Genomic DNA, 23741 nt, shown 5'->3' on the forward strand with positions numbered 1-23741 from the left:
AACAACCGCGCCGCGTCCCTTACCCGCCCAAGGGTTAACGGCCGCCTACCCCGCGAAAGGGTCCCGCAGCGCGATGGTGTCGTCGCGGTCCGGCGAGGTGGAGAGCATCATCACCGGCGCCTCCACCAGCTCCTCGATGCGGCGCACATACTTCACCGCCTGGGCCGGCAGGTCGGCATAGCTGCGCGCGCCGCGGGTGGAGCCGGACCAGCCCTCCATGGTCTCGAAGATGGGCTCGGCGCGGGCCTGGGCGCGCATGGCGGCGGGCAGGCGCTTCATCACCTCGCCATCCACGCGGTAGCCGGTGCAGAGCTTGAGTTCGGGCAGCCCGTCCAGCACGTCGAGCTTGGTCAGCACCAGGCCCTGCACCCCGCCGATCTTGACCGCCTGGCGCACCATGGCGGCGTCGAACCAGCCGCAGCGGCGGGGACGGCCGGTGACGGTGCCGAATTCATGCCCGCGCTCACCCAGCAGGCGGCCCGTCTCGTCATGCAGTTCGGAGGGGAAGGGGCCGGAGCCCACCCGCGTCGCATAGGCCTTGGCGATGCCGAGCACGAGGCCCACTGCATCCGGCCCCACGCCCGCGCCGGCGGCCGCATTGCCGGCCACGGTGTTGGAACTGGTGACGTAGGGGTAGGTGCCGTGGTCCACGTCCAGCATCACGGCCTGCGCGCCCTCGAACAGCACGCGCTTGCCCTCGTGGCGGGCGGCGTCGAGGCGTTCCCACACCGGTTCCGCATAGGGCAGCAGCTTGGGCGCGAGCGCCAGCAGCGCCTCCAGCAGCGGCGCCTTCTCGAACTCCGGCGCGCCGAGGCCGCGGAACAGGGCGTTGTGGTGCAACAGCAGCTCATCGAGCTTGGCGGACAGCGTCTCGGGCTCCGACAGGTCGCACAGCCGCACCGAGCGGCGGCCGACCTTGTCCTCATAGGCGGGGCCGATGCCGCGGCCGGTGGTGCCGATCTTGTCCTCGCCGCGGGCCGCCTCGCGCGCGCGGTCCAGGGCCGGGTGCAGCGGCAGGATCAGCGGCACGTTCTCCGCGATGCGCAGGTTGTGCGGGCCCACGTCGAGGCCCTGGGCGCGCACCTTGCTGATCTCGGCCAGCAGCGCCTCGGGGTCCAGCACCACGCCATTGCCGATGACGCCGAGCTTGCCGCGCACGATGCCGGACGGCAGCAGCGACAGCTTGTAGGTGTTGTTGCCCACAACCAGCGTGTGGCCGGCATTGTGCCCGCCCTGGAAGCGCACGACGATGTCGGCCCGGCTGGCCAGCCAGTCCACCACCTTGCCCTTGCCCTCATCGCCCCACTGGGCGCCGATCACGGTGACATTGGCCATCAGACGGAACTTTCCTCGGTAACGGGGACGGGTGCGGTGCCGTCCCAGACATGGCTGCAGCGCAGGGCCGCCGGCGCGTCGGCGGCGGAAAGCGCTGCGATGGTGGCGAAGCCCTGGCGCCGCAGCCCCTCGCCCACCGCGGGCGCGGTGCCGATGGGCAGGAAGCAGCGCGGGCGGCTGGCGGGCCTGGGTGCGGCGCGCAGCACGGCGCCGGGATAGAGCGTCATGCCCGTCGCGGGCTCGTCATTCGCGGACTGATAGCGGCCGCCGCGCGCCATCTCGCCCGTGGCACCGGGCCCGTAGATGGTGAAGGCCACGCCCACATGATAGCGGAAGCCGCGGAACTCCACCGGGTCCAGAGTGACGCGCAGCGACGGCGCGCGGGCGGCGATGGCGGCGATGACCAGCGCCGCATTCTCCGCGATGGCGCGCGCGGCCACGGGCAGGTCCAGGCTGCGCAGGACCGCCAGCGCGCCCTCGGCCGGGCCGGCGGCGGCGAGCAAGGGCGGCAGCAGCGCGGCCACCGGGCCGGCATTCTGAGCGAGCGTGGCGACGGCCGCGGCGTCCTTGCGGTCCAGCGCGCGGATCAGGCGGCGGGCCACCGCGTCCTCCAGCCCCGCCGCCTCCAGCAGGGTCTGGGCCATGCGCGGGAGCGTGATGTCCAGCGTGATGCCGGTGACACCCACGCGCGCCAGGGCCTCGGCGGCCACAAGGGCCACTTCCGCATCGGCCTCGGGCGCCGCGCCGCCGATGAGCTCGATGCCGGCCTGGGCCAGTTGGCGCGCGGGCGCCAATTCGCTGCCGCGCACGCGCAGCACCGGGCCTTCGTAGCACAGGCGCAGCGGGCGGGGCTGGGCACCCAGCCTTGTGGCGGCGATGCGCGAGACCTGGGGGGTCGTGTCGGCGCGCAAGCCCATCATGCGCTGGCTGACGGGGTCCATCAGGCGAAAAATCTGTTCGGAGACGGCGGCACCCGAGCCGGCCAGCAGCCCGTCCTCGAATTCCAGCAGCGGGGGCTTCACCCGCTCATAGCCGTGGCGGGCGAAGCCCTCCATCAGCGCCTCGACAAGCGCGGCCTCGCGCTCCGCGGCCGGCGGGAGCACATCCATGAGGCCCGCGGGCAGCAATCCGGGCGGCGGGGAAAAGGCGTCGTTCATGACCCGCGCTGTGTGGCAGGGGGGCGGGGTGGGGGCAAGATGGGGTGGGCTTGTGGCGCCATGCGTGCGGGGCCATCTGCGCCGCCATGATGGACCCGAAGACGCTGCTCGAACAATTCCTGGGACGGGGTGGTGCCGCGCAGGGCGGCAGCCCTTGGCAGATTCCGTCCGGCCAGGTGCCGGCCAAGGCGCCCTCGCCCTGGCCCGCCCAATGGCCCAGCGCCCCGCCGCAGACCCAGGCGCCACCGCAGGGCCTCACGGACCGCGCGCGGGACCTGCTGGCGGGCGTCGGCCCCGGCGGCGCCGCGCTGGGCGGGCTGGCGGCGGGCGGGCTGTTGGGCACGCTGTTCGGCGGGAAACGCAGCGCGGCGCGCAGCGTGCTGACCCATGGCGGCGCGGCGGCGCTGGGCGCGCTGGCCTATCGCGCCTGGCAGAACTGGCAGGCGGGGCAGCAGCCGGCCTCGGCACCCCCGGCCGCGCCGCCGGACGCGGCGGCCGATGCCGCCTTCATCCCCGGCGCCACCCAGGCCGCGGCGGGCGAGCCCTTCGAACTCTCGCTCATCCGCGCCATGATCGGCGCCGCCCAGGCCGATGGCCACATTGACGCCGCCGAACGCGCGAAAATCTTCGAGCAGGTGGAGCGGTCCTCGCTGGACCCCGCGGCCAAGGGCTTCGTCTTCACCCTGCTGAACCAGCGCATCGGCGTGGAGGAGGTGGCCACCGCCGCCAATTCACCGGAGCAGGCGGCGGAACTCTGGCTGGCCTCGCGCCTCGCCATGGACCCCGACCAGCCGGCGGAGCGGGTCTATCTGGACGCGCTGGCCCACCGCCTCGGCATCCCGGCCGAGCTGGTGGCGCATCTGGAACGGCAGGTCGTGGCGGCTGCCTCGGTTTCGCCTCAACAGGCGTGAAACCCGCCCCCTGGGATGGGGGCGAATTCCACGATGCCGTGCAGGCGGAACCCTTCCGGACCCAAGGGTTCCACCACCAGCGCGCCGCCCTCGGGGAAGGCGCGCCCGGCCACCGGGTCGCCCATGATCATGATGGGGGGCGTGCGGTGGCCCACCAGCACGCGGTTCACCCCCGGCGGCGGGATTTCGGCCAGCAGGCGGCGGTGCTGGTCCAGCACCCAGGCGAGGCGCGGGCCGGAATAGTCATCGGCCAGCAGCCCCTCCGTGACCACCACATTTTCCGCGCCGAAGGCCAGTTCCGCCGTGTCCCGCGCGCGATAAACCGGCCCGGCCAGCACCGGCAGGGCCACTGGGACGCCCAATTCCCGCAGCCTTGCGCCGATGCGCGCCGATTGCTGGCGGCCCCGCGGGGAGATGTTGCGCTGCCCCGCACGGTCGCCCAGGCGATAGGTCCGGTCGCAGGGCTCCCCCGCCGTGTCGGCGTGGCGGAAGAACAGGGTGTGGCCGCCGGCGCGCAGCCGGGCCAGCAGCGGCGCGGCCTCGGGCGCCGTGGCCTCCAGCGGCGACAGGCGCTGGGCCAGGGCCGGCATGGTCCAGGCGGAGGCCCAGGCGGAGGCAACGAACAGGGCGGGCAGGGCGCGGCGGGCGATCATGCCCGGCAGATAGGGCCGCCCTGCCCTATCCGGAAGGTTCAGCCGCGCTTGGCAGCGCCCCAGGCCGCGTCCAGCCAGGGCAGCACCGCCGCCACGTCCGCGGCCTCCACCGTCGCGCCGCACCACAGCCGCAGGCCCGGCGGGGCGTCGCGGTAATGGGCGGCGTCCAGCGCCACGCCCTCGGCCTCCAGATAGGTCACCATGCGCTGCGCGATCTCGGCCTGGTGCTCGGGCGCCAAGTCCCGGAAGCGCAGGCAGACGGAGGTGCAGGAGCGGGTGGCCGGGTCTTCCGCCAGGAATTCCGCCCATTTGCTGCGGGACACCCAGTCGGCCACCAGCTTGAGGTTGCCCTCGGCCCGCGCCACCAGCCCCTTCAGGCCGCCCACGCTTTCCGCCCAGCGCAGCCCATCGAGCGCGTCCTCGACACAGAGCATGGAAGGCGTGTTGATCGTGTCGCCCCGAAAAATGCCCTCGATCAGCTTCCCGCCCTTGGTCAGGCGGAACACCTTGGGCAGGGGCCAGGCGGGCGTGTGGCTCTCCAGCCGCGCCACGGCGCGGGGCGAGAGGGCCAGCATGCCATGCGCGGCCTCGCCCCCCAGCACCTTCTGCCAGGACCAGGTGACGACATCCAGCCTGTCCCAGGGTAGGTCCATGGCGAAGGCCGCGGAGGTGGCGTCGCAAATGGCCAGCCCTTCGCGGTCCGCCGTGATCCAGTCGCCATTCACGAGCCGCACGCCGGAGGTGGTGCCGTTCCACACGAAGACGCAGTCCCGCGCCCAGTCCACGGCGCCGAGGTCGGGCAGCTTGCCATAGGGCGCCTTCAGCAGCCGCACATCGGGCAGCTTCAGGGCCTGGGTGATGTCATGGGCCCATTCGGCGGAAAAGCTTTCCCAGGCCAGCACATCCACCCCGCGCGGCCCCAACAGGGACCACAACGCCATTTCCACCGCCCCGGTGTCTGAGGCGGGCACGATGCCCAGCCGCCAATCGGCCGGCATGCCGAGGATGGCGCGGGAGCGCTCGATCACCTCGGCCATGCGGGCGCGGGAGGCGGGGGCGCGGTGGCTGCGCCCCAGCAGCGCCCCCTCCAGCGCGGAGAGCGAGAAGCCCGGCCGCTTCGCGCAGGGGCCGGAGGAGAAATGCGGGCATTCGGGCTTCAGCATGAGCGGGATTCTCAGAAGCGAAGATTCAGACGGGGGCGGCGCGGGCGATGGCCAGGAAATCCTCAGCCACCAAGCTGGCACCCCCCACCAGGGCGCCATCCACCTCGGGCAGGGCCAGGATGGCCTTGGCGTTGGAAGGCTTCACCGAGCCGCCATAGAGCAGCCGCGTGGTCCGCGCGGCGGGGCCGAAGCGCTCCACCAGCGCCGCGCGCATGGTGGCGTGGATGGCCGCGATGTCGTCCTCGGTGGGGGTGCGGCCGGTGCCGATGGCCCAGACCGGCTCATAGGCCACGGTGCCGCCGGCGGTCACGAAGCCATAGGGGACGGACCCCTCCAGCTGGCCGCGCACCACCGATTCCGCGAGGCCGCCCAGGCGCTCGGCCTCCGTCTCGCCCACGCAGACGATGGGAATGAGGCCCGCGGCCAGGGCCGCCGTGGTCTTGGCCAGCACGGCGGCGTCGTTCTCGGCGTGGTCCGCCCGGCGCTCGGAATGGCCCAGGATGACATGGGTGGCGCCCACGTCGCGCAGCATGGTGGCACTCACATCGCCGGTATGGGCGCCCTTGGCGGCGGCGTGGCAATCCTGCCCCCCCACCGCGACGCGCCCGCCCAGCAGCACCACCGACACGGTATGCAGGTGCGGGAAGGGCGGGCAGACCAGCAGGTCCACGCCCTCCACCCCCTCGCGCACCGACTCGGCGAGGCGCGCGGCCTCGCGCACGGTCCCGTGCATCTTCCAGTTGCCGGCGATGAGGGGACGAATCCCTGGGGTCATGGGCGGGCTTCCTTCTTTGCGGGGGAGGGATAGCCGAGGCCGATGTTTGGCAACAGCCCGTGGGCGCGCTATGCGCGCGGGCATGATCACCTTCATGCGCCGCCTGGCCGCGACCTGGGCCGCCAAGGCCCTCTTCGTCCTCCTGATCCTCTCCTTCGCCGTGTGGGGGATCGAGGACATGATCCGCGGCATCGGGCGGGACGACAGCGTCGCCCGCGTCTCGGGCCAGCCCATCGAGGCGGCGGAGGCGCAGGAAGCCGCCCGGCGCGAGTTGCAGCGCATCAGCCGCGCGCTGCAGGGCCGGTTCGAGCCGGACGCCGCCATGCGCCGCGCCGTGGCCGAGCAGGTGGTGGAGGGGCTGGTCATTGACCGCGTCCTCCAGCAGGAGGCGGCGCGGATGGGCGTCGTGGTGCCCGACGAGGCGGTGCGCGACTACGTCTTCCGCATCCCGGGCTTCCAGGGGGCGGATGGGCGCTTCTCGCGCGAGGTCTTCAACAGCTTCCTCCGCAACAACGACATGAGCGAGCCCTTTTTCCTGGGCCTGCTCCGCACCGACCTGGCGCGGCAGCAGATGTCGGGCGCGGTGCGGGCCGGCGCGGCCCTGCCGGAGACGGCCGGGCGCCGGCTGCTGGGCTGGTCGCTGGAGCGCCGCAGCGTGATGCTGGTGGAACTGCCCTTCGCCCAGGCCCCCGAGCCCGAGGCGCCGACCGAGGCGCAGCTTTCCCGCTTCCACGAGAACAACCCGGCCCTGTTCTCGACCTCCGAATACCGCGACGTCAGCGTCATCACCATGAACGCCGAGCGGCTGATGGCCTCGGTGGAGGTGAGCGAGCGCGAGATCGAGGACGCCTACGCCGCCGCCCGCGACCGCTTCGAGGTGGCCGAGCGCCGGCGCATCCAGCAGGTGATCGTGCAGGAGGAGGCCCAGGCCCGCGCCCTGGCCGAGGCCTGGGCCGCCGCCCCCGACTTCGCCACCTTCCAGGCCGCCGCCCGCGCCGAGGGCGCCGCCGCCAGCGAATTGCCGCCCACCACCCAGGCCGAGCTGCCCATCGCCACCCTGGGCGATGCCGCCTTCGCGCTGGCGCCCGATACCATCTCGCCCCCCATCCAGTCGCCCTTCGGCTGGCATGTGCTGCGGGTGGTGGAGGTGACGCCCCCCAGCCGCCGCGAGTTGGCCGAGGTGCGCGACGAACTCCGCAACGAGATCGCGGCCGAACGCGCGGCCGACCTGGCCTTCGACCGCGCCAACCGCATTGAGGACGCGCTGGCCGGGCGCGTGGGGCTGGCCGACATCGCCCAGCGCTATGACCTGGCCTATGCGCGCGTGCGGATGGACGCGACGGGAATGACGCCCGAGGGCACGCCCGCCGAACTGCCCGTGGCAGACGCGGCGCGCGAGGCCGCCATCCGCGCCATCTTCGCCCAGGCGCCCAACGCCGATGTGCGGCTGCAGGAGGGCGATTGGGGCTTCATGGCCGTCCAGGTGAACGAGGTGATCGCCCCCAGCCTGATCCCGCTCGACCAGGTGCGCGAGGAGGTGATGACGGCCTACATGGCCGATGCCCGCCGCCGCGCCCAGGATGCCCGCGCCGCCGCCCTGCTGGCCGCGGTGCGGGGCGGCCAGACGCTCGCCGCCGCCGCCGAGGCCGCCGGCATCACCGCCGAGGCGCTCGGTCCCTTCGGGCGCGAGCCGGGCGGCGGCAACCCCATGCCGCGCGACCTGCTGGCGCCCACCTTCGAACTGTCGGCCAATGGCGTGACCATGGTGGAACTGCCGCAATCCTTCGCCGTCATCCAGTTGACGGGCGTGACGCCGGCGGACCTGACGGGCCAGGAACAGCCCATCGCGGCCGTGCGCGCCACGGGCGCCCAGCGCATGGCCGACGACATCGAGGTGCAGTACCAGGCGGCGCTGCGGGCGCGGGCCGATGTGCGCATCAACCCGCGCATGATGGACCGCGTGGCGGGGAACTCCCTGCCATGAGCGGCCCGGACAGCGCCTTCCGCGACGCCTATGCGCGCGGCCAGAACCAGCTTCTCTGGCGCGAGCGCGTGGCGGACCTGGAGACGCCCGTGGGCGTCTTCCTGAAGCTGGCCCATGGCAAGCCGCATTCCTTCCTGCTGGAGAGCGTGGAGGGCGGCGCCGCGCGCGGCCGCTTCTCGGCGGTGGGGATGGCGCCGGATTTGGTGTGGCGTTGCCGCGACGGGGTGGCCGAGTGCAACACCCAGGCGCTGTCGGCCCCCCACGCCTTCGTGCCGGAGGAATTGCCGCCGCTGGAGGCGCTCCGCGCCCGCGTGGCCGCGCTGCGGATGCCCCTGCCGCCGGGCATGCCGCCCATCGCGGCGGGCCTCTTCGGCTATCTGGGCTACGACATGGTGCGGCTGATGGAGCGGCTGCCCAGCACCAACCCCGATGTGCTGGGCATTCCGGACGCCATCATGATCCGGCCCACGCTGGTGGCCGTCTTCGACCATGTGCGCGACGCGCTGACGCTGGCCACGCCCGTCTGGGCTGAGGCGGGCGGCGATGCGGAAGCCGCCTGGGCCGAGGCGCAGGCGCGGCTGGACGAGGCCGAGGCCGCCCTGGCCCGCCCCCTGCCCCGCCCCGCGCCGCCGGCGAAGCTGGCGCCGCAGCCCGCGCCCGTGTCGAACTTCACGCCCGAGGGCTACATGGCGGCCGTCGAGCGTGCGCGGGAATACATCCGCGCGGGCGATGCCTTCCAGATCGTGCCCTCGCAGCGCTTCACCGCCCCCTTCGCGCTGCCGCCCTTCGCGCTGTATCGCGCGCTGCGGCGCATCAACCCCGCGCCCTATCTGTTCTTCTTCGACCATGGCGGGTTTGCCGTGGTGGGGGCCTCGCCCGAGATCCTGGTCAGCGCCAAGGATGGCGAGGTGACGATCCGCCCACTGGCCGGCACGCGCCGCCGCGGGGCGACGCCCGAGGAGGATGCGGCGCTGGAGGCCGAGCTTCTGGCGGACCCCAAGGAGCGGGCGGAGCATTTGATGCTGCTCGACCTCGGGCGCAATGATGTCGGGCGGGTGGCTTCCATCGGCTCGGTGCGCGTGACCGCGCAGTTCCGGATCGAGCGCTATTCGCAGGTGATGCACATCGCGTCCGAGGTACGCGGGCGGCTGCGGCCGGGGCTTTCGGCGCTGGACGCGCTGCAGGCGGGCTTCCCGGCCGGCACGCTGTCGGGCGCGCCCAAGGTGCGCGCCATGGAGATCATCGAGGAGCTGGAGCCGTCGCGCCGCGGCCTCTATGCCGGCGGCGTCGGCTATTTCGGCGTGGACGGCAACATGGACATCTGCATCGCGCTGCGCACGGCGCTGGTGAAGGAAGGCCAGCTGCACGTCCAGGCCGGCGCCGGCGTGGTGGCCGACAGCGACCCGCGCGCCGAGCATGAGGAATGCATCGCCAAGGCCCGCGCCCTGTTCCGCGCGGCGGAGGAGGCGGTGAGGTTCGCGGCGGGGGGCGGGTAGGACCCCCGTCCGATCGGCGTCGGCGCAGCCGGCGGCGTAAATCGGCCGGGTAGTGCCGTCCGATCGTCCCGGCTTAGCCGGGGCGTGAATCGGCCGGGCGGAAAAGCTACCTGCGTTTTTCCTCGATCGCGTCCCAGATGGCGCGTTCCAGGTGGATGCCGTCGAAGCGCGCCAGCTCCTGCAGGCCGGTGGGCGAGGTGACGTTGATCTCGGTGAGGTAGCCGCCGATCACGTCAATGCCCACGAAGATCATCCCGCGCTTCTTCAGCTCCGGCCCGATGCGCGCGCAGATCTCGCGCTCGCGGTCGGTCAGCTTGGTGGGTTCGGCGCGGCCGCCGACATGCATGTTGCTGCGCGCCTCGCCATCCGCCGGCACGCGGTTGATGGCGCCCATCGCCTCGCCGTCAATCAGGATCACGCGCTTGTCGCCCAGGCGCACGGCGGGCAGGTATTGCTGCACCACCAAGGGCTCGCGCGAGCGTTCGGTGAACATCTCCACCAGCGAGTTCAGGTTGGGGTCATCGGGGCGCAGGTGGAACACGCCCGCGCCGCCATTGCCGAAGAGCGGCTTCACGATGATGTCGCCATGCTTCGCGCGGAACTTCGCGATCTGCCGCGTGTCGGCCGTCACCAGCGTCTCGGGCATCAGCTCCGGGAAATGGGTGACGAAGAGCTTTTCCGGCGCGTTGCGCACCTGGGCGGGGTCGTTCACCACCAGCGTCTTGGGGTGGATGTGCTCCAGGATGTGCGTGGCCGTGATGTAGGCCATGTCGAAGGGCGGGTCCTGGCGCATCAGCACCACATCCACGTCGCGCCCGAGGTCGAGTTCCACCGGGTCGCCGAACAGGTAGTGGTCGCCCTTGGCGCGCTTCACCGTGACGGGGTGCGCCTGGGCCAGCACGCGGCCCGCGTTCAGCGAAAGGTGGCGCACATGGTAGTGCCAGAGCGTGTGGCCGCGCGCCTGGGCCTCCAGCATCATGGCGAAGGTGCTGTCGCCATCGATGTTGATGCTCTCGATCGGGTCCATCTGGACGGCGACGCGCAGCGCCATGGTCAAGCTCCTTGCTCATTGTCGAGCGGCTGATTCACGGCTTCGGCAAGATGGCCGAAGCCGATCAGACGCTGTGATGTGCCACGCGCGGGCGCGTCAGGCCAGCAGGCTGCGCCCTGTCATCGCGGCGGGCTGGGGCAGGCCCATCAGCGCCAGCAGGGTGGGCGCGATGTCCCCGAGGCGCCCCTCGCGCAGCACCGCCCCCTCCGGCCCGCCCATCAGCAGCACGGGCACGGGGTTCGTCGTATGGGAGGTGTGCGGGCCGTCATTGGCCGGGTCGCGCATCAGTTCGGCATTGCCGTGGTCGGCCGTGACCATCAGGGCGCCCCCCTGGGCGCGGATGGCGTCAGCGATGGCGCCGAGGCCGCGGTCCACCGCCTCGCAGGCGCGAATGGCGGCGGAAAGGCTGCCCGTATGGCCCACCATGTCGGCATTGGCGAAGTTCAGCACGATCAGGTCATGGGCGCCGGAGGCGATGGCCTCCACCGCCTTTTCCGTGAGTTCGGGCGCGCTCATCTCGGGCTGGAGGTCATAGGTGGCCACCTTGGGCGAGGGCACCATGATGCGCGTCTCGCCCGCGAATGCGACCTCCTCGCCGCCATTCAGGAAGTAGGTGACGTGGGGGTATTTCTCCGTCTCGGCCATGTGCAGCTGGGTGCGGCCGGCGGCGCTCACCACCGCGCCCAGGATGTCCTCCATGGATTGCGGCGGGAAGATCGTGCCGAGCAGCGGGTTCAACTCCCGCGAATACTCCACCAGGCCGAGTGCCGCGGCGAAGCGCGGGGCGCGGGGGCGTGCGAAGCCCGTGAAGCCCGGGTCCAGCAGGGCCGCCAGGATCTGCCGCACCCGGTCGGCCCGGAAGTTGAAGCAGAGGATACCGTCGCCATCCGCCATGCCCGCATGGCCGGGCAGGACGGAGGCCGGCAGGAACTCGTCATGCTTGTCGGCGGCGTAGCAGGCGCGGATGGCGGCGTCGGCGCTTTCGGCCTGGTTGCCCTCGGCCAGCACCATGGCGCGCCAGGCCTGCTCCACCCGCTCCCAGCGGTGGTCACGGTCCATGGCGAAGTAGCGGCCGGTGATGGTGGCGATGCGCGCCTGCTTCAGCGCGCCGAGTTCCTGCGCGACAACGGCCAGCGAATCCCCCGCTGCGCGCGGCGCGGTGTCGCGCCCATCCGTCCAGGCGTGCAGCGCCACCGGGATGCCCGCCTGGTCCAGGATGCGCGCCAGGGCCAGGGCATGGCGCTGGTGCGAATGCACCCCGCCCGCCGAGACCAGCCCCACCAGATGCGCCGTGCCGCCGCTGGCCCGCATGGCGGCGATGAAATCGGCCAGCGGCGCCATGCCCTCCAGGCTGCCATCGGCGATGGCGGCATCAATGCGCGGCAGGTCCTGCATCACCACGCGGCCGGCGCCGATGTTCAGGTGCCCCACCTCGCTGTTGCCCATCTGCCCTTCGGGCAGCCCGACATCGAGGCCCGAAGTGCGAAGGTGATTGCGCGGGCAGGTGGACCACAGCGCGTCGAAATTGGGCGTCCGGGCCAGCGCCACGGCATTGTCCACGCTCTCGGCGCGATGGCCCCAGCCATCCAGGATCACCAGCATCACGGGCTTGGTCATGCGCAACTCCCTCTCCGCGGCCAAGGGCTTAAGGCGGAACGGGCGGGCTGTCAGCCGGGGGGGTTGAGCAGGCGGGTGATGAGTTCCTCCTCCGCCGGCAGCGCCCCGTCCAGCATCAGATGGGCCAAGCCATGCACCATGCCCCAGGCCCGCAGCGCGGCATCGGGTGAGGGCGCGGCGGCATAGAGCCCCGCCAGCGCGGCGTCCGAGGCCTGGGCCAGCGCAGGGTGCTGCCGGGACCGTTGCAGCAGGGGGCCGAACATCAGCCGGAAGCGGCCCGGCCGGGCCAGGGCGAAGCGGAGATAGGCGGGGCCCATCTCGGCCAGCGGCCGCCCGCCCAGGGCCGCGCCGAATTGGGCGAAATGCCGGGCGGCGAGTGCCGCCAGCAGCGCCTCCTTGTCCGCGAAATGCCGGTAGGCCGCGGTGGGGGAGACGCCGGCCATGCGCGCCACCTCGCGCAGGGAGACGGCGCCATCGCCCCCCTGGTCCAGCAGCGTGTCGGCGGCGTCCAGCAGCGCGGCGCGCAGATCGCCATGGTGGTAGGGCTTTTCTGATGTTGACACCGCTCACATACCCGCTATGTTCACATCGTCAACATAAGGGGTCTGGGCGCCATGTCCATGCTGCAACTGCATCTTTGGTCCTCGCTGCTGGCGGCGGCGCTCATTCTCTCGGTGCTGGCGCTGCCCAAGGGCACGGCGCGGCACCGCCTGGCGGGGCGGGTCGCGGTGGGGGTCTGGGCGCTGGCGGCGCTCTCCTCCTTCGGGTTGCCGGCCTTCGGCACCCTCACGCCCATCCATGCGCTGACATTGCTGACGCTGGTCATGCTGCCGCTGGGCATTCGCTACGCCCGGCAAGGGCGGATCGCGGCGCATCGCGGCACCATGCTGGCGACCGCCGGCGGGCTGCTGACGGCCGGCGTCTTCGCCACCGTCATCCCGGGCCGCTACCTCTATGGCGCGCTTTTCGGCTGAGCCTCGCGCAGCGCCGCCACCTCGGCCCTGAGCGCGCGGATTTCGCGCAGCAGGGCGTGCTGCTCTTCCTCCATCTCGCGGGTATGGGCATCGGCGGCCACGGCGGCAGGGTCGCTCGCCTCCCGCTGCTTCCTGAGCGTCTGGATGCTGTCCACGATCACGCCGATGAACAGGTTCAGCACCACGAAGGTCGCGATCAGGATGAAGGGCACGAAGAACATCCAGGCCAGCGGCTGCTGCGCGAGGATGGGGCGCACATTGGCCTCGGACCAGGATTCCAGCGTCATCATCTGGAACAGGGTGTAGAGGCTGAGGCCCAACGTCCCGAAGCGCTCCGGCAGGATTTCGCCATAGAGCTTCGTCGCCATCACCGCGAAGACGTAGAAGATCAGCCCCATCAGCATCACGATGGAGCCCATGCCGGGCAGGGCGTGCAGCATGGCCTCCACCACCAGCCGCATGCTCGGCACGACGGAGACCAGGCGCAGCACGCGCAGGATGCGCAGCGCCCGCAGCACCGAGAGCGGCCCCGTGGCCGGCAGCCAGGCGATGGTGATGATGGCCAGGTCGAACAGCCCCCAGGGGTCGCGGAAGAAGCGGCCGCGGAAGGCGTAGATCCGCAGCGCCACCTCCAGGGTGAAGATCACCAGCAGCGCCCGGTCCAGCACCGCCAGCACCCCGCCCCATTGCGCCGAGATGCTCTCGCTGGTCTCGAGACCCAGGGTGACGGCATTGAACAGGATCAGCGCGATCACGGTCTTCTGGAACAGCGGCTCCATGACCAGGCGCGCGGCACGCGCGCGCAGGTCGCTGCCGGTGTCGGCGCTGGTGAGGGCTTCCTGCATGTGGGGCAATGTCCTGTTGGTGCGCGCATGGAATGGGCGCGCACCGCGCCGCGATCAAGCCCCGGGCGTCAGAGAGGCACCGCCGGATAGCCGAACAGCCAGGGGTGCGCGATGAGGAAGACAAGCCACGCCACCGCCCCCGCGGCCCAGACGAAGACCGGGATTTCCGCCAGGGCCAGCCGGTTCCGCCCGGACAGGATGGCGCCGAAGGGAAGGATGGAGGTGACGGGGCCGAGCCGTGCCCACATCTCCGGGTTCCGCGCCGCCACCTTGCGGTCAATGGAGGGCATGCCCACCAGCGCCGTCACCAGGAAGGCGCCGAAGAAGAAGACGCCCCCCAGGCTGCCCTTGGCGATCAGGTGGACCAGCCCCCACAGCGCGAAGGACCACAGCATGGGGTGGCGGGTGATGCGCTGGATGCCGCGCGGCTCGGGCGTGGTCAGCTTGCCGCCCACCACCGTCGGGTTGGGCGTGGCGACCGAGGCGACGAAAAGGATGAAGGCCGGCAGCATCAGCAGCGCCAGCAGCCAGCGCAGCCAGTCGGGCGTGACCCACAGCCCCACATAGGGCGCCGCCCCCCAGGCCTGCACCAGCAGGATGATGGCCAGGACCGACAGCAGCGAATAGCCGATGGTGAAGGGCAACTCCCCCACCCGCGCGACGATGCGCGCCCGCGCCACGGTGCCCGCGATGCCGAAATGCACCCCCACCCAGAGGCAGGAGGCCAGGATCAGAAGGAACATCTCCATGCGCCGGAGCTTAGGCGGGTCTCCACCTGCGGTGGTAGGGATGATTTGCGCGGATGCACTGGGCGCGAAAAAGCTGCTCGGCCAGCAGGGCGCGCACCAGCAGATGCGGCCATGTGAGCGGTCCCAGCGAGAGCACATGCTCGGCCCGCGCGGTGACGGCGCCATCCAGCCCCTCGGCGCCGCCGATGGCGAAGGCGATGGGGCGGGCGGCCTGTTCCCAGCGTTCGGTCAGCGCGGCCAGGGCTTCGGAGGAAGGCGCCGGGCCGCCCAGGTCCAGCGCCACCAGCAGGGCATTGGCCGGCAGGGCCGCCAGCAGCGCCGCCCCTTCCCGCGCGCGGATCTCGCCCGCGCTGCCGCGTGCCTCGGGCAGTTCCACGAGGTCGAGCGGCGGGCGCAGCCGGGCGTTGTACTGGGCGAAGAGCGCGCCCTCCGCGCCCGACTTGAACCGGCCGATGGCCAGCAGCAGCGCCTTCAAATGGGCGATTGCTCGCCAGGCGCGGCCTCGCCGAGCGGGCTGTCCGGGCCCCACATCTTCTCGAGGTCATAGGCCTGGCGCGATTCGGGCTTGAAGAGATGGATCACGAGGTCGCCCGCGTCGATCAGCACCCAGTCCTCGCTGCCCTGGATGGCGTCGCGCTTCAGGCGCATCCCTTCCTTGGCCAGGGCCTCGGTGACATGCGTGGCCATCGCCTCGATCTGCCGGTCCACGAGGCCGGTCGCGATCACCATGCGGTCGGTGAAGCTGGCGCGGCCCGTCACGTCGAGGACCACCACATCCTCGGCCTTGTCGTCTTCCAGGCTTTTCACCGCGACGGCGACCAGGGCGGCAAGCCGGTCCCGGTCCATGGGCACGCGCTTGCCCGCCTTGCGGCGCGGGGCGGCGGGAGGGCGGGGCTTGGCGCCGCCGTCGGAGTTGGTCGCGCCGGAGGCGCGCTGGGGTGTCGCGCCGGAGGCGCGCTGGGGTGTCGCGCCGGAGGCGCGCTGGGCCGTGCCGCTGGAGGCGCGGGAGGCAGCAGCGGCGCCGCGAGGCTTCACCGTTCCGGCGGCCGCACGCGGCGTCGCGGCCGCGGTGCCGCGCGGTGTGGCGCGCACATTGGCCGTGGTGGTCCGCTTGGCCGGCGCGGGTTCGGCCGGCGCGGCACGACGGCGCGGGGCGGGCTTGGCGGCCGGCGACGCGGCGGCGCGCCGGGCGGGAGCCGGCGCTTCCGATCGGCCGCGGCGGGCCGGGGTGGCCTCGGCCGGAGCGGCACGCTTGCGCGCGGGCGCCTGGCCCTCGGACCGCGCGGCACGGGGCGTGGCGGCGCGCGGCGCTTTCCCGGCGGCCGGGGCGCGGGCCGGCGTGGCCTTGCCGCCAGCGCGGGGCCTGGTGTCGCCGCCCTCCCGCGTGGCGGTGGTCCGGGCCGCGCCACGCGGGGCCGCCGGCTTGGCCGCCCCACGCGGGCCGGCCGTCTTGGCACCGCCTCGCGCCGCCACCGGCTTGGCATCGCCGCGCGGGGCCGCCTTCTTGGCGGTGTCGCGGGGAGGGGTTTTCGCCGCCGCTTCGCGCACCGGGGGCTTGGCCCGGGTGCTGGGCTTCGCCGTCCGCGCCGTGGGCTTGCGGGCGGGCTTCTTCGTGTCGTCGGGTGTCCGCGCCATGTCCTGAACTCTAGCTCCTCGCCCCCGCGCGGATCGCGGTGGCGGAAATGGATCGCTCGGCGGCCGGGATGAAGCACCATGCCCCCTCCCCCGCTTGCAGCAACCCGTCCTGTGGGGTCAACGCCAAAAGCCCGCCGGCGTCGCGGCGGGTGTGGCGCAGCACGCTGGCCGCGCGCCCACGCAGCGCCGCCCGGCTGTAGCCCGGACGCGGCAGAACCGCCAGCGCCGTCTGCCGCGCCACCTCCCGCCAGCGCCGCCAGCGCGGCAGTTGCAGCAGATTGTCCGCGCCCAGCACCAGCACGAAGGCCACGCGGCGGAAGCGCGCGCGCAGCAGCGCCAGGGTGCGGAAGGTGAAGCGCGAGCCCAGCCGCGCCTCGATGTCGGTCGCCACCACCCGCACGCCATCGGCCATGCGGCGCGCGCTGGCCAGGCGTTCGGCGAAGGGCGCCATGCCGGCCACGGGCTTCAGCGGGTTTCCAGGCGAGACCAGCATCCACACCTGGTCCAGCCGCAACGCCCGCAGCGCCACCTCCGCCACATGGCGGTGGCCCTCATGCGCCGGATTGAAGCTGCCGCCCAGCAGGCCGATCCGCGCGCGCCGGCCATCACCGGCCGGGCCGGGGGCGGCGCGCGAGGGTCGCGCGGGGGCGGTTTTGGCGTTCCTCACACGGGCAGCCTAGCGGCTGATCCGCGGAGGCGAAATCGCCGGAGCGGTGAATCAGCCGCGCAAACGAGACCAGCCCGCATGTCCGGGAAGTGAAGCGCGTTCAGCCCCGCACCTGCCCCGTGCCGGTGATGCGGTAGCGATAGGTGCAAAGCTGCTCCAGCCCCACCGGGCCGCGCGCGTGCATGCGGCCGGTGGCGATGCCGATCTCGGCGCCGAAGCCGAACTCGCCGCCGTCGCAGAACTGGGTGGAGGCGTTCCACAGGCCCACCGCGCTGTCGATGCCGGACAGGAAGGCCTCGGCGGCGGCGGCGTCCTCGGTGATGATGGCCTCGGTGTGCTCGCTGCCGAAGCGGCGGATGTGCGCGAGCGCGCCCTCCACCCCGTCCACCACGGCGATGCTGAGCATCGCGTCCAGCCATTCGGTGGCGAAGTCTTCGTCGGTGGCCGCGGGCAGTTCGGGGCAGATGGCGCGCGCGCGTTCGTCCGCGCGGAAGCCGCAGCCCTTGGCCGCGAGGTCCGCCACCAGCAGGGGCAGCAGGGAGGGGGCGATGGCGGCGTCCACCAGCAGCGTCTCGGTCGCGCCGCAGACGCCGGTGCGGCGCAACTTGGCGTCCAGCAAGACGGTGCGCGCCATGCCGGGGTCGGCCGCCGCATGGATGAAGCTGTGGCAGAGGCCCTCGGCATGGGCCAGCACGGGCACCCGCGCCTCCTCCAGCACGCGCGTCACCAACCCCTTGCCGCCGCGCGGGATGATGAGGTCCACCAGGCCCGACCCGCGCAGCATCGCACCCACGAAGGCGCGGTCCTGGGTGGGGGCGAGCTGGATGACGTCCTCCGGCAGCCCCACCTCCGCCAGGCCCGCGCGCAGGCAGGCGGCGATGGCGCGGGCGGAATGGGCGCTCTCGCTGCCGCCGCGCAGGATGACGGCGGAACCGGCCTTGAGGCACAGCGCCCCGGCATCGGCCGTCACGTTCGGGCGGCTCTCGAAGATCATGCCGATGACGCCGAGCGGCTGGGCCACGCGGGCGAAGCGCAGCCCGTTGGGGCGTGTCCATTCGGCCAGCACGCGGCCCACGGGGTCCGGAAGGGCGGCGACCTCCTCCAGCCCCTTGGCCATCGCCTCGATGCGGGCGGGGTTCAGCACCAGCCGGTCGCGGAAGGCGGCGGTCAGGCCGGGGGCGGCGTCCAGGTCGGCGGCATTGGCGGCGAGGATGGCCGCCGACTCGGCACGCAGCCGTGCCGCCGCCGCGCGCAGCGCCGCATCCTTCACCGGGCCTGGCGCGCGCGCGACGAGGGCGGCGGCGGCGCGGGCGGCGCGGCCGGCGGTGTCGAACAGGCGGGCGGCATCATCGGTGACGGCGTTCACGGGACCCTCATCTTTCGCGCCGATTCATGGCAGGCGCGCCACACCTTGTCGGGTGTCGCGACCGTTACGGCAAGGCTTTGCTTGCGCGGGGCTGGCTTGCGGGCATAGTGTCCGCGCGCCGGCATCCGGCTGGCCCAACTGGCCGGCACGCTGGAGACTATGTCCGCACGGGGCACCGCCCCGCGTCGGACACTCGTAATCTTGCCGCTTTCGGCGCGTGCCATGGGGGTGGCGGTGTCGGGGGGCCGGGGTGAAGCCCGGGACGGCAAGGCCGATTGGGGGAGTTTTCGGGGATGATCTTTCAACCCATGGCACGCGCCCGCCGCCTGTCCGTGCCCGTGCTGGCGCTGGCCGCGCTGGGCGTGCTGGCGGCCTGCGGGTCGCAGCAGCAGGCGCGCACGCCGGCCGCCAGTTCCACGCAAATCCGCAGCACCACGCCGCCTGGCCCGCCCGGGGACCCCTGGGGCCCCTGGATCCGCGAGGCCTCCGCACGGTTCGACGTGCCCGAGGCCTGGATCCGCGAGGTGATGCGCCAGGAATCCGGCGGCCGCGCGCATGTCACCTCCCGCGCCGGCGCCATGGGGCTGATGCAGGTGATGCCCGCGACCTATCGCGAGTTGCAGGCCCGGCACGGGCTGGGGGATGACCCCTACCACCCCTATGACAGCATCATGGCCGGCACCGCCTATATCCGGCAGATGTACGACCTGTTCGGCTCGCCGGCCTTCCTGGCCGCCTACAACGCCGGGCCGGGCCGGCTGGAGGGCTTCCTCTACAACCGCCGCGGCCTGCCGCCCGAGACGCGCAACTACGTCGCCCGCGTGGGCCCCGGCGTGATCCGCCACAGCCCGAGCCGCCGCGCGCCGGCCGAGATCTACGCCGCCGCCGAAATCCCGCTGCAGGTGCCGCCCGGCCCGCGCCGGATGGACGCCGCGACGCGCCTCGCCCTCGCCGAGCAGCGCCAGATCCGCGAGCAGGGCGCCATGTTCGCCAGCCGCACGCCCGCCCCGGCGCCCGCGCCGGCCGCGGCGCCGCCGGTGGTGCTGGCCTCGGCGCCTGCCCCCGCGCCGGTGATCTCGCCCAGCGGCGGGCGGGTCCTGCCCGATGGGCGCATCGTCGTCGCCGCCATGGACCCCATCCCCGACGGCTCCACGCCCGAGGGCGCGGCGCGGCTGGCCGAGTCGCAGGGCGCGCTGCCGCCGCTGTCGGACTCCGCGCCGCCGCAACTGCCGGTGGCCGCCGCCCCGGCGCCGCGCGGCCTCGGCCTGATCGGCACCGCGCAGGCCAGCACCCTGCCCGCGAGCTTCCGCCAGGCGCCGCGCCCGGCCAGCGCGCTCGTCGCGCCCGTGTTGGCCGCGCCGACCCGCACCGCGCCCACCCGCGCCACGCCCGTGGCCATGCCCCGCCCCACTGCACCAGCCGCGAGCTGGGGCGTGCAGGTGGGCGCCTTCCGCTCGCCCGAGCAGGCGCGCCGCGCGGCGGCGGCCGCCCAGACCCAGGCGCGCAGCGGCGGCATGGTGCAGGTGATGGCGGTGCAGGTGTCGCAGGGGACGCTGTTCCGCGCGCGCATCACGGGGCTGAACCAGTCCAGCGCGCAGCAGGCCTGCGCGCGGCTGGGCCGGGGCAGCTGCTCGGTGGTCGCGCCGGAGTAAGGGAAATGGCTGCCGGGCTCAGCCCGGCAGCTTCACCTGGCCGCCCCATTCGCTGAGCAGGGCGGTCAGGCGCGGATCGTCATCCGCCGCCATCACCACATCGGGGCGCAGCAGGCGCAGCGTGTCCTCGCCGCCGGCGCCGGCGCCCACGGCCACCAGGTCCACCTCCGGCCGCTCGGCCATCTCGCCGGCCCAGATGCTCTCATCCTCAACGCCCACCAGCAGGCGGTCGCACCAGCGGCGCGCCTCCTGCGTGATGGTCTCGGGGCAGGGGCTGCCATTGGCGGGCAGGAAGCCGATGCGCCAGCCGCGATGGCGCCAGCGCTCGATCACCTCGACGGCCAGGGGCAGGGAGACGAGCTTGCGTGCGGCGCCCCGGCCGGGGGTCAGCCCCTCCAGCAGCTCATCCGTGCGGACCACGGCGATGCCCGACTTCCGGCTGACGATGCCGAGCGAGAGCGCCGCCAGCCGCGCGCAGCCCGCCAGCGACAGGCCCGAGGCCAGCCCCGCCGCGACCGCCGCCACCACGGCATCCCCGCCGCCGGCCGGGTCATGCACCTCGGACGCCTCCGCGCGGAAATGGCGCACCGTCTCGCTGCCATCGGGTTCCACCTGCAGCAACGTCAGCCCATCCGGCACGCGGGGCACCAGCACCGCGCCGAAACCATGCTTGCGGCTGAGGATGGAGGCGGCGATGGCGGCACTCGTCTCGTCATTCACGGCCATGCCGGTCTCGGCGGCCAGCTCATCCGGCTCGGGCATGATGAGGTCGGCCCCGGCGAAGCGCGAATGGTCGCCGCCCTTGGGGTCCACCACCACGCGGCGCCCGGCGGCGCGGGCCGCGGCGATGAGGCGCGCGGGGATGTCGCCCGCCAGCACGCCCTTGCCATAGTCGGACAGCACGACGGTGCTGGTGGCCGCCACCGCGTCGGTCGCGATCTTGATGAGGCGGTCGGCCAGGCGAGGGTGGATGGGCTGGGCCTCCTCGCGGTCGGCGCGGAGCATGTGCTGCCCGCCGGCCAGGAAGCGCGTCTTGGTGGTGGTGGTGCGGCCGCCCTGCACCAGCAGCCACGGCTCCACCCGCAACTGCCCGCCGATGAGGCCCGTCAGGTCGCTGCCCGCCGCGTCGTCGCCCACCAGCGAGACGAAGGCCACGGCCGCCCCCAGCGCGGTCAGGTTGCGCACCACATTGCCCGCGCCGCCCGGCAGCGCCACCTCACGGTCGATGTTGAGCACGGGCACCGGGGCCTCGGGGCTGACGCGGCTCACGGTGCCGAAGATGTAGCGGTCCACCATGGCGTCGCCCACCACCAGCACGGCGGTGCGGGAGAGGTTGTTCACGGCCTCCGCCAGTTCGGCGGGGCTGACCGCATCGCGTCCGGCTTGGGACATCGGGTCAAAAACCATGGATTTTCCTAACCCGCCGGGAGGTGCCAGCGCAACATATAGTGACGAAACATGTCCGCCGGGCGGCGGCACGTTTCCTTAACGACTTTCGCAGACAAAGGGTGCGGGCAGAAGGCCCGCGCGACGGATGGCCGCCGCGCCACCGACGGGGCATCCACCATGGCGCCACCGCAATCCGGCCACGACGCCCGGCGCGCGTCGTGCTCATGAAGACCGCCATCACCGATGTGCGGGCGACGCTGCGCGCCCTGCCGCCGGGCAGCCTGGTGCTGACCATGCCCGACCTGCCCGACCCGATGGCACGGCGCGTCGCCCTCGCCTTCCTGGAGGAAGCGGCGGCCCAGGGCGGCGGCCATGTCCTGCCCTGGCCGCGCGGCGCGCAGTTGCTGCTGGGCGCCGCGCCCGGCGCCGCCGCCCGCGCCAGCGAGGCGCTGGGCCGGCTCATCGGCGCCCGCCCCGCCACCTGGACCCTGCCCGGCGACGCCGCGGAGCTGGATGCCTGGCTGGACGGCCTTTCCCCACCCGCGCCGCAGCCCACGAGCCTCGTGGCGCTGGAAGCGCTTTGCGCCGCCCTGCCGGTGGAGGAGGTCGCCCGGCTCTCCTTCTTCGCGGAGGGGCCCGACCCCCGGCCCGTGGCGCAGCGGCTGGCGCCGGCCGACCTGGCCCTGGAAGACCCGGACCTGCGCGCCCAGGCCCGCGCCCTGCTCTGCCGTCGCGTGCTGGCGGCGCTGACCGATCCGGCGTTGCGGGGCCGGCTGCCCGCGCTCCGCCCCGGGCTGCGCCTGCTGCTCGACCTGCCGCTGGCGGGATTGCCGGGCAGTCGGATGGTGGGCGGCGGCAGGAGTGGGCGGGCCACCCCCATCGCGCTGCTCCCGCTGGCCGCGCTGGCGGAGCCGCGCTTTCCCGCCCTCGCGCAAGATCTGGCGGCGGCGGGCTGGCACACGGGCTTTGTCAGCAGGGATGCGGAGGCGGTGGGGCTGCTCGCGGGAGGCGGCTATGCGCTGGCGGCCCCGCCACCCGCGGCGCCGCCAGCCCTGCCCCCCTCGGGGGATGCGCCGCTCTTCATCGCCCTCGGCCGCGACATCCCCGCCTGGTGCCGCGCGCCCGGCCTGTTGTGGGAGGTGCCGGCATGAGCGTCGCCCTTCCCGGCCCCGAGGTCGGGCCGCAGGCCGAGGCGCTGGCCCTGGCCGCCCTGGTGCGCGACTGCGTGACATCGGGCGTCGAGCGGCGGACGCTGCACCTGCGCCTCTCCGCCCTGCCCGAGGCGCTGCGCGAAGCCCGTCACCGGCAGATGATCGACGAGGTGCTGGCCCCGGTCATGCGCCCCACCCGCGCGCGCCGCTTCGAACTGCCGGGGGGTGATCTCGTCATCGTCTCGCCACCGCCCGGCCAGCACCTGGAGGAGGTGCACGCCGCCCTCTCCCGCCTGCTGCCCGAGGCGCCGGACGGGCCGCTCTCCACCACGATGCGCCTGCCGGCGGAGGGGGCGCGGCTGCTCTCCGTGGTCGAGGGGGCCATGGGGCTGGTGCTGCGGCGCGAGCCCGCCGCCCGCCCTGACGCCCTGCCGCCACCCTCCGCCGCCGACCTGGACGCCGCGCTGCGCGCCCTGGCGACGGCCGACCTCGCCGCCTCGCTTCGCAGCCACCCCATCTGGCGCCTGGGCGATGGCCAGGCCACGCCCACCCCGCTCTGGACCGAGACGCGCGTCCACCTCCCCGACCTGATGGAGCGGCTGCTGCCCGGCGCCTCGCTGGCCGGCGCGCCGGCGCTGGGGCGGCTGTTCCGCCGCGCGGCCGAGCGGCGCCTGCTGGCCGATCTCGCCAGGCCGCAGGTCGCCCGCGCCATGGACCCGGCCTGCCTGCCGCTCAGCCTTGGTTCCGTGATGGAGGCCGAGGGGCTGCGCTTCGACGCCGCGCTGGGGCCGGTGGGGCGTGAGCAGCTCGTCATCTGCGTGCCGCTCTCCGATGTGCTGGCGGACCCCGGGGGGGCGGCGCTGGCCGCGCGGCTGGCGCGGGAACGCGGCTGGACGCTCGGCCTCGATGAACTGGAGCCCTGGCACCTCGCGCGCATTGACCTGCGCGCGCTGGACCCCGGCCTAGTGCGGCTGCGCTTCCGGGCCGAATGGCTGGCGGGCAGCGCGGCGGAACGCGCCGCCCTCGACGCGACCCTGCCCAAGGACCGTGACCGGGTGGTGCTGATGGGCGCCGATGCGCCGGTGGCCATCGCCTGGGCCTGGCAGCGCGGCATCACCGCCTTCATGGGGAAGGTGCTGGACGCGCGGCGTTGACCTGCACGGCAAGCATG

Annotated in this window: 22 protein-coding genes; 7 read left to right on the plus strand and 15 right to left on the minus strand. The window is 73.5% G+C overall.

Annotation, left to right across the window (positions count from 1 at the left end):
- Positions 1-45: 45 nt before the first annotated feature.
- The gene (locus JTN19_RS09480) at positions 46-1335 is read right to left on the minus strand and encodes an adenylosuccinate synthase (protein ID WP_206931752.1); all 1290 of its coding nucleotides are present in this window, start codon (positions 1333-1335) and stop codon (positions 46-48) included.
- Positions 1335-2492, minus strand: coding sequence for an ATP phosphoribosyltransferase regulatory subunit (locus JTN19_RS09485; RefSeq protein WP_206931753.1), 1158 nt, complete (start codon positions 2490-2492; stop codon positions 1335-1337). The genes JTN19_RS09480 and JTN19_RS09485 overlap by 1 nt, the downstream gene beginning before the upstream one ends.
- Positions 2493-2578: 86 nt before the next feature.
- Here JTN19_RS09485 and JTN19_RS09490 point away from each other — a divergent pair, with 86 nt between their 5' ends.
- Positions 2579-3403, plus strand: coding sequence for a tellurite resistance TerB family protein (locus tag JTN19_RS09490; protein WP_206931754.1), 825 nt, complete (start codon positions 2579-2581; stop codon positions 3401-3403).
- On the opposite strand, the gene JTN19_RS09495 is transcribed toward JTN19_RS09490, so the two are convergent.
- From JTN19_RS09495 to tpiA, 3 genes are read right to left on the minus strand one after another with little or no spacing between them, the layout of a single operon-like run.
- On the minus strand, positions 3391-4056 hold the full coding sequence (locus JTN19_RS09495; RefSeq protein WP_206931755.1) for a histidine phosphatase family protein: 666 nt from the start codon (positions 4054-4056) through the stop codon (positions 3391-3393). The two genes, JTN19_RS09490 and JTN19_RS09495, sit on opposite strands and share 13 nt — an antisense overlap.
- 38 nt (positions 4057-4094) lie before the next feature.
- Positions 4095-5219, minus strand: coding sequence for a phosphoserine transaminase (locus tag JTN19_RS09500; RefSeq protein WP_206931757.1), 1125 nt, complete (start codon positions 5217-5219; stop codon positions 4095-4097).
- A gap of 25 nt (positions 5220-5244) precedes the next feature.
- Positions 5245-5982, minus strand: a complete 738-nt coding sequence (tpiA, locus tag JTN19_RS09505; RefSeq protein WP_206932303.1) for a triose-phosphate isomerase — start codon at positions 5980-5982, stop codon at positions 5245-5247.
- 94 nt (positions 5983-6076) lie between these two features.
- On the opposite strand from tpiA, the gene JTN19_RS09510 reads away from it, so the two are divergent.
- Positions 6077-7978, plus strand: coding sequence for a peptidylprolyl isomerase (locus JTN19_RS09510; RefSeq protein ID WP_206931759.1), 1902 nt, complete (start codon positions 6077-6079; stop codon positions 7976-7978).
- The gene (gene trpE / locus JTN19_RS09515; RefSeq protein WP_206931761.1) at positions 7975-9474 is read left to right on the plus strand and encodes an anthranilate synthase component I; all 1500 of its coding nucleotides are present in this window, start codon (positions 7975-7977) and stop codon (positions 9472-9474) included. Before JTN19_RS09510 ends, trpE begins: the two co-directional genes overlap by 4 nt.
- A 106-nt stretch (positions 9475-9580) precedes the next feature.
- Here trpE and gshB read toward each other — a convergent pair whose 3' ends face one another.
- The 3 genes from gshB to JTN19_RS09530 form a co-directional block, all read right to left on the minus strand.
- Positions 9581-10531, minus strand: coding sequence for a glutathione synthase (gene gshB / locus JTN19_RS09520; RefSeq protein WP_456315796.1), 951 nt, complete (start codon positions 10529-10531; stop codon positions 9581-9583).
- A 90-nt stretch (positions 10532-10621) separates the two neighbouring features.
- Positions 10622-12142, minus strand: coding sequence for a 2,3-bisphosphoglycerate-independent phosphoglycerate mutase (gene gpmI / locus JTN19_RS09525; RefSeq protein ID WP_206931763.1), 1521 nt, complete (start codon positions 12140-12142; stop codon positions 10622-10624).
- 50 nt (positions 12143-12192) lie between these two features.
- Positions 12193-12705 (minus strand): TetR family transcriptional regulator, encoded by a 513-nt coding sequence (locus JTN19_RS09530; RefSeq protein WP_206931764.1) that lies wholly within the window; start codon positions 12703-12705, stop codon positions 12193-12195.
- 51 nt (positions 12706-12756) lie between these two features.
- Here JTN19_RS09530 and JTN19_RS09535 point away from each other — a divergent pair, with 51 nt between their 5' ends.
- On the plus strand, positions 12757-13116 hold the full coding sequence (locus tag JTN19_RS09535) for a DUF2306 domain-containing protein (RefSeq protein WP_206931765.1): 360 nt from the start codon (positions 12757-12759) through the stop codon (positions 13114-13116).
- Here the strand turns inward: JTN19_RS09535 and JTN19_RS09540 are convergent.
- The 6 genes from JTN19_RS09540 to JTN19_RS09565 form a co-directional block, all read right to left on the minus strand.
- Complete coding sequence (locus JTN19_RS09540) at positions 13095-13961, minus strand: ion transporter (RefSeq protein ID WP_206931766.1); 867 nt, start codon at positions 13959-13961, stop codon at positions 13095-13097. The genes JTN19_RS09535 and JTN19_RS09540 overlap by 22 nt on opposite strands.
- Before the next feature lie 68 nt (positions 13962-14029).
- Positions 14030-14710 (minus strand): NnrU family protein, encoded by a 681-nt coding sequence (locus JTN19_RS09545; protein ID WP_206931767.1) that lies wholly within the window; start codon positions 14708-14710, stop codon positions 14030-14032.
- Between the two features lie 10 nt (positions 14711-14720).
- On the minus strand, positions 14721-15185 hold the full coding sequence (locus JTN19_RS09550; protein WP_242531021.1) for a 23S rRNA (pseudouridine(1915)-N(3))-methyltransferase RlmH: 465 nt from the start codon (positions 15183-15185) through the stop codon (positions 14721-14723).
- On the minus strand, positions 15182-16345 hold the full coding sequence (rsfS, locus tag JTN19_RS20580; RefSeq protein WP_408901865.1) for a ribosome silencing factor: 1164 nt from the start codon (positions 16343-16345) through the stop codon (positions 15182-15184). Before rsfS ends, JTN19_RS09550 begins: the two co-directional genes overlap by 4 nt.
- A 10-nt stretch (positions 16346-16355) precedes the next feature.
- A complete protein-coding gene (locus JTN19_RS09560) occupies positions 16356-17012 on the minus strand; it encodes a nicotinate-nucleotide adenylyltransferase (RefSeq protein ID WP_206931768.1) in 657 nt (218 codons plus the stop codon).
- A 100-nt stretch (positions 17013-17112) separates the two neighbouring features.
- Entirely contained in the window at positions 17113-18378 is a 1266-nt protein-coding gene (locus tag JTN19_RS09565) for a glutamate-5-semialdehyde dehydrogenase (protein ID WP_206931770.1), read from the minus strand.
- Between the two features lie 308 nt (positions 18379-18686).
- Between JTN19_RS09565 and JTN19_RS09570 the strand changes: the two genes are divergently transcribed.
- Positions 18687-20030, plus strand: coding sequence for a transglycosylase SLT domain-containing protein (locus JTN19_RS09570; RefSeq protein WP_206931778.1), 1344 nt, complete (start codon positions 18687-18689; stop codon positions 20028-20030).
- An 18-nt stretch (positions 20031-20048) separates the two neighbouring features.
- Here JTN19_RS09570 and JTN19_RS09575 read toward each other — a convergent pair whose 3' ends face one another.
- Complete coding sequence (locus tag JTN19_RS09575; RefSeq protein WP_206931780.1) at positions 20049-21422, minus strand: bifunctional heptose 7-phosphate kinase/heptose 1-phosphate adenyltransferase; 1374 nt, start codon at positions 21420-21422, stop codon at positions 20049-20051.
- 215 nt (positions 21423-21637) lie between these two features.
- On the opposite strand from JTN19_RS09575, the gene JTN19_RS09580 reads away from it, so the two are divergent.
- Both JTN19_RS09580 and JTN19_RS09585 read left to right on the plus strand, forming a co-directional pair.
- On the plus strand, positions 21638-22570 hold the full coding sequence (locus JTN19_RS09580; RefSeq protein WP_206931782.1) for a hypothetical protein: 933 nt from the start codon (positions 21638-21640) through the stop codon (positions 22568-22570).
- Positions 22567-23724: a hypothetical protein gene (locus JTN19_RS09585; protein ID WP_206931783.1), complete on the plus strand. Its 1158-nt coding sequence runs from the start codon at positions 22567-22569 to the stop codon at positions 23722-23724. The genes JTN19_RS09580 and JTN19_RS09585 overlap by 4 nt, the downstream gene beginning before the upstream one ends.
- The last annotated feature ends 17 nt before the right edge of the window (positions 23725-23741 follow it).

It is taken from the genome of Roseococcus thiosulfatophilus (genome assembly GCF_017311575.1).
Classification (GTDB): domain Bacteria; phylum Pseudomonadota; class Alphaproteobacteria; order Acetobacterales; family Acetobacteraceae; genus Roseococcus; species Roseococcus thiosulfatophilus.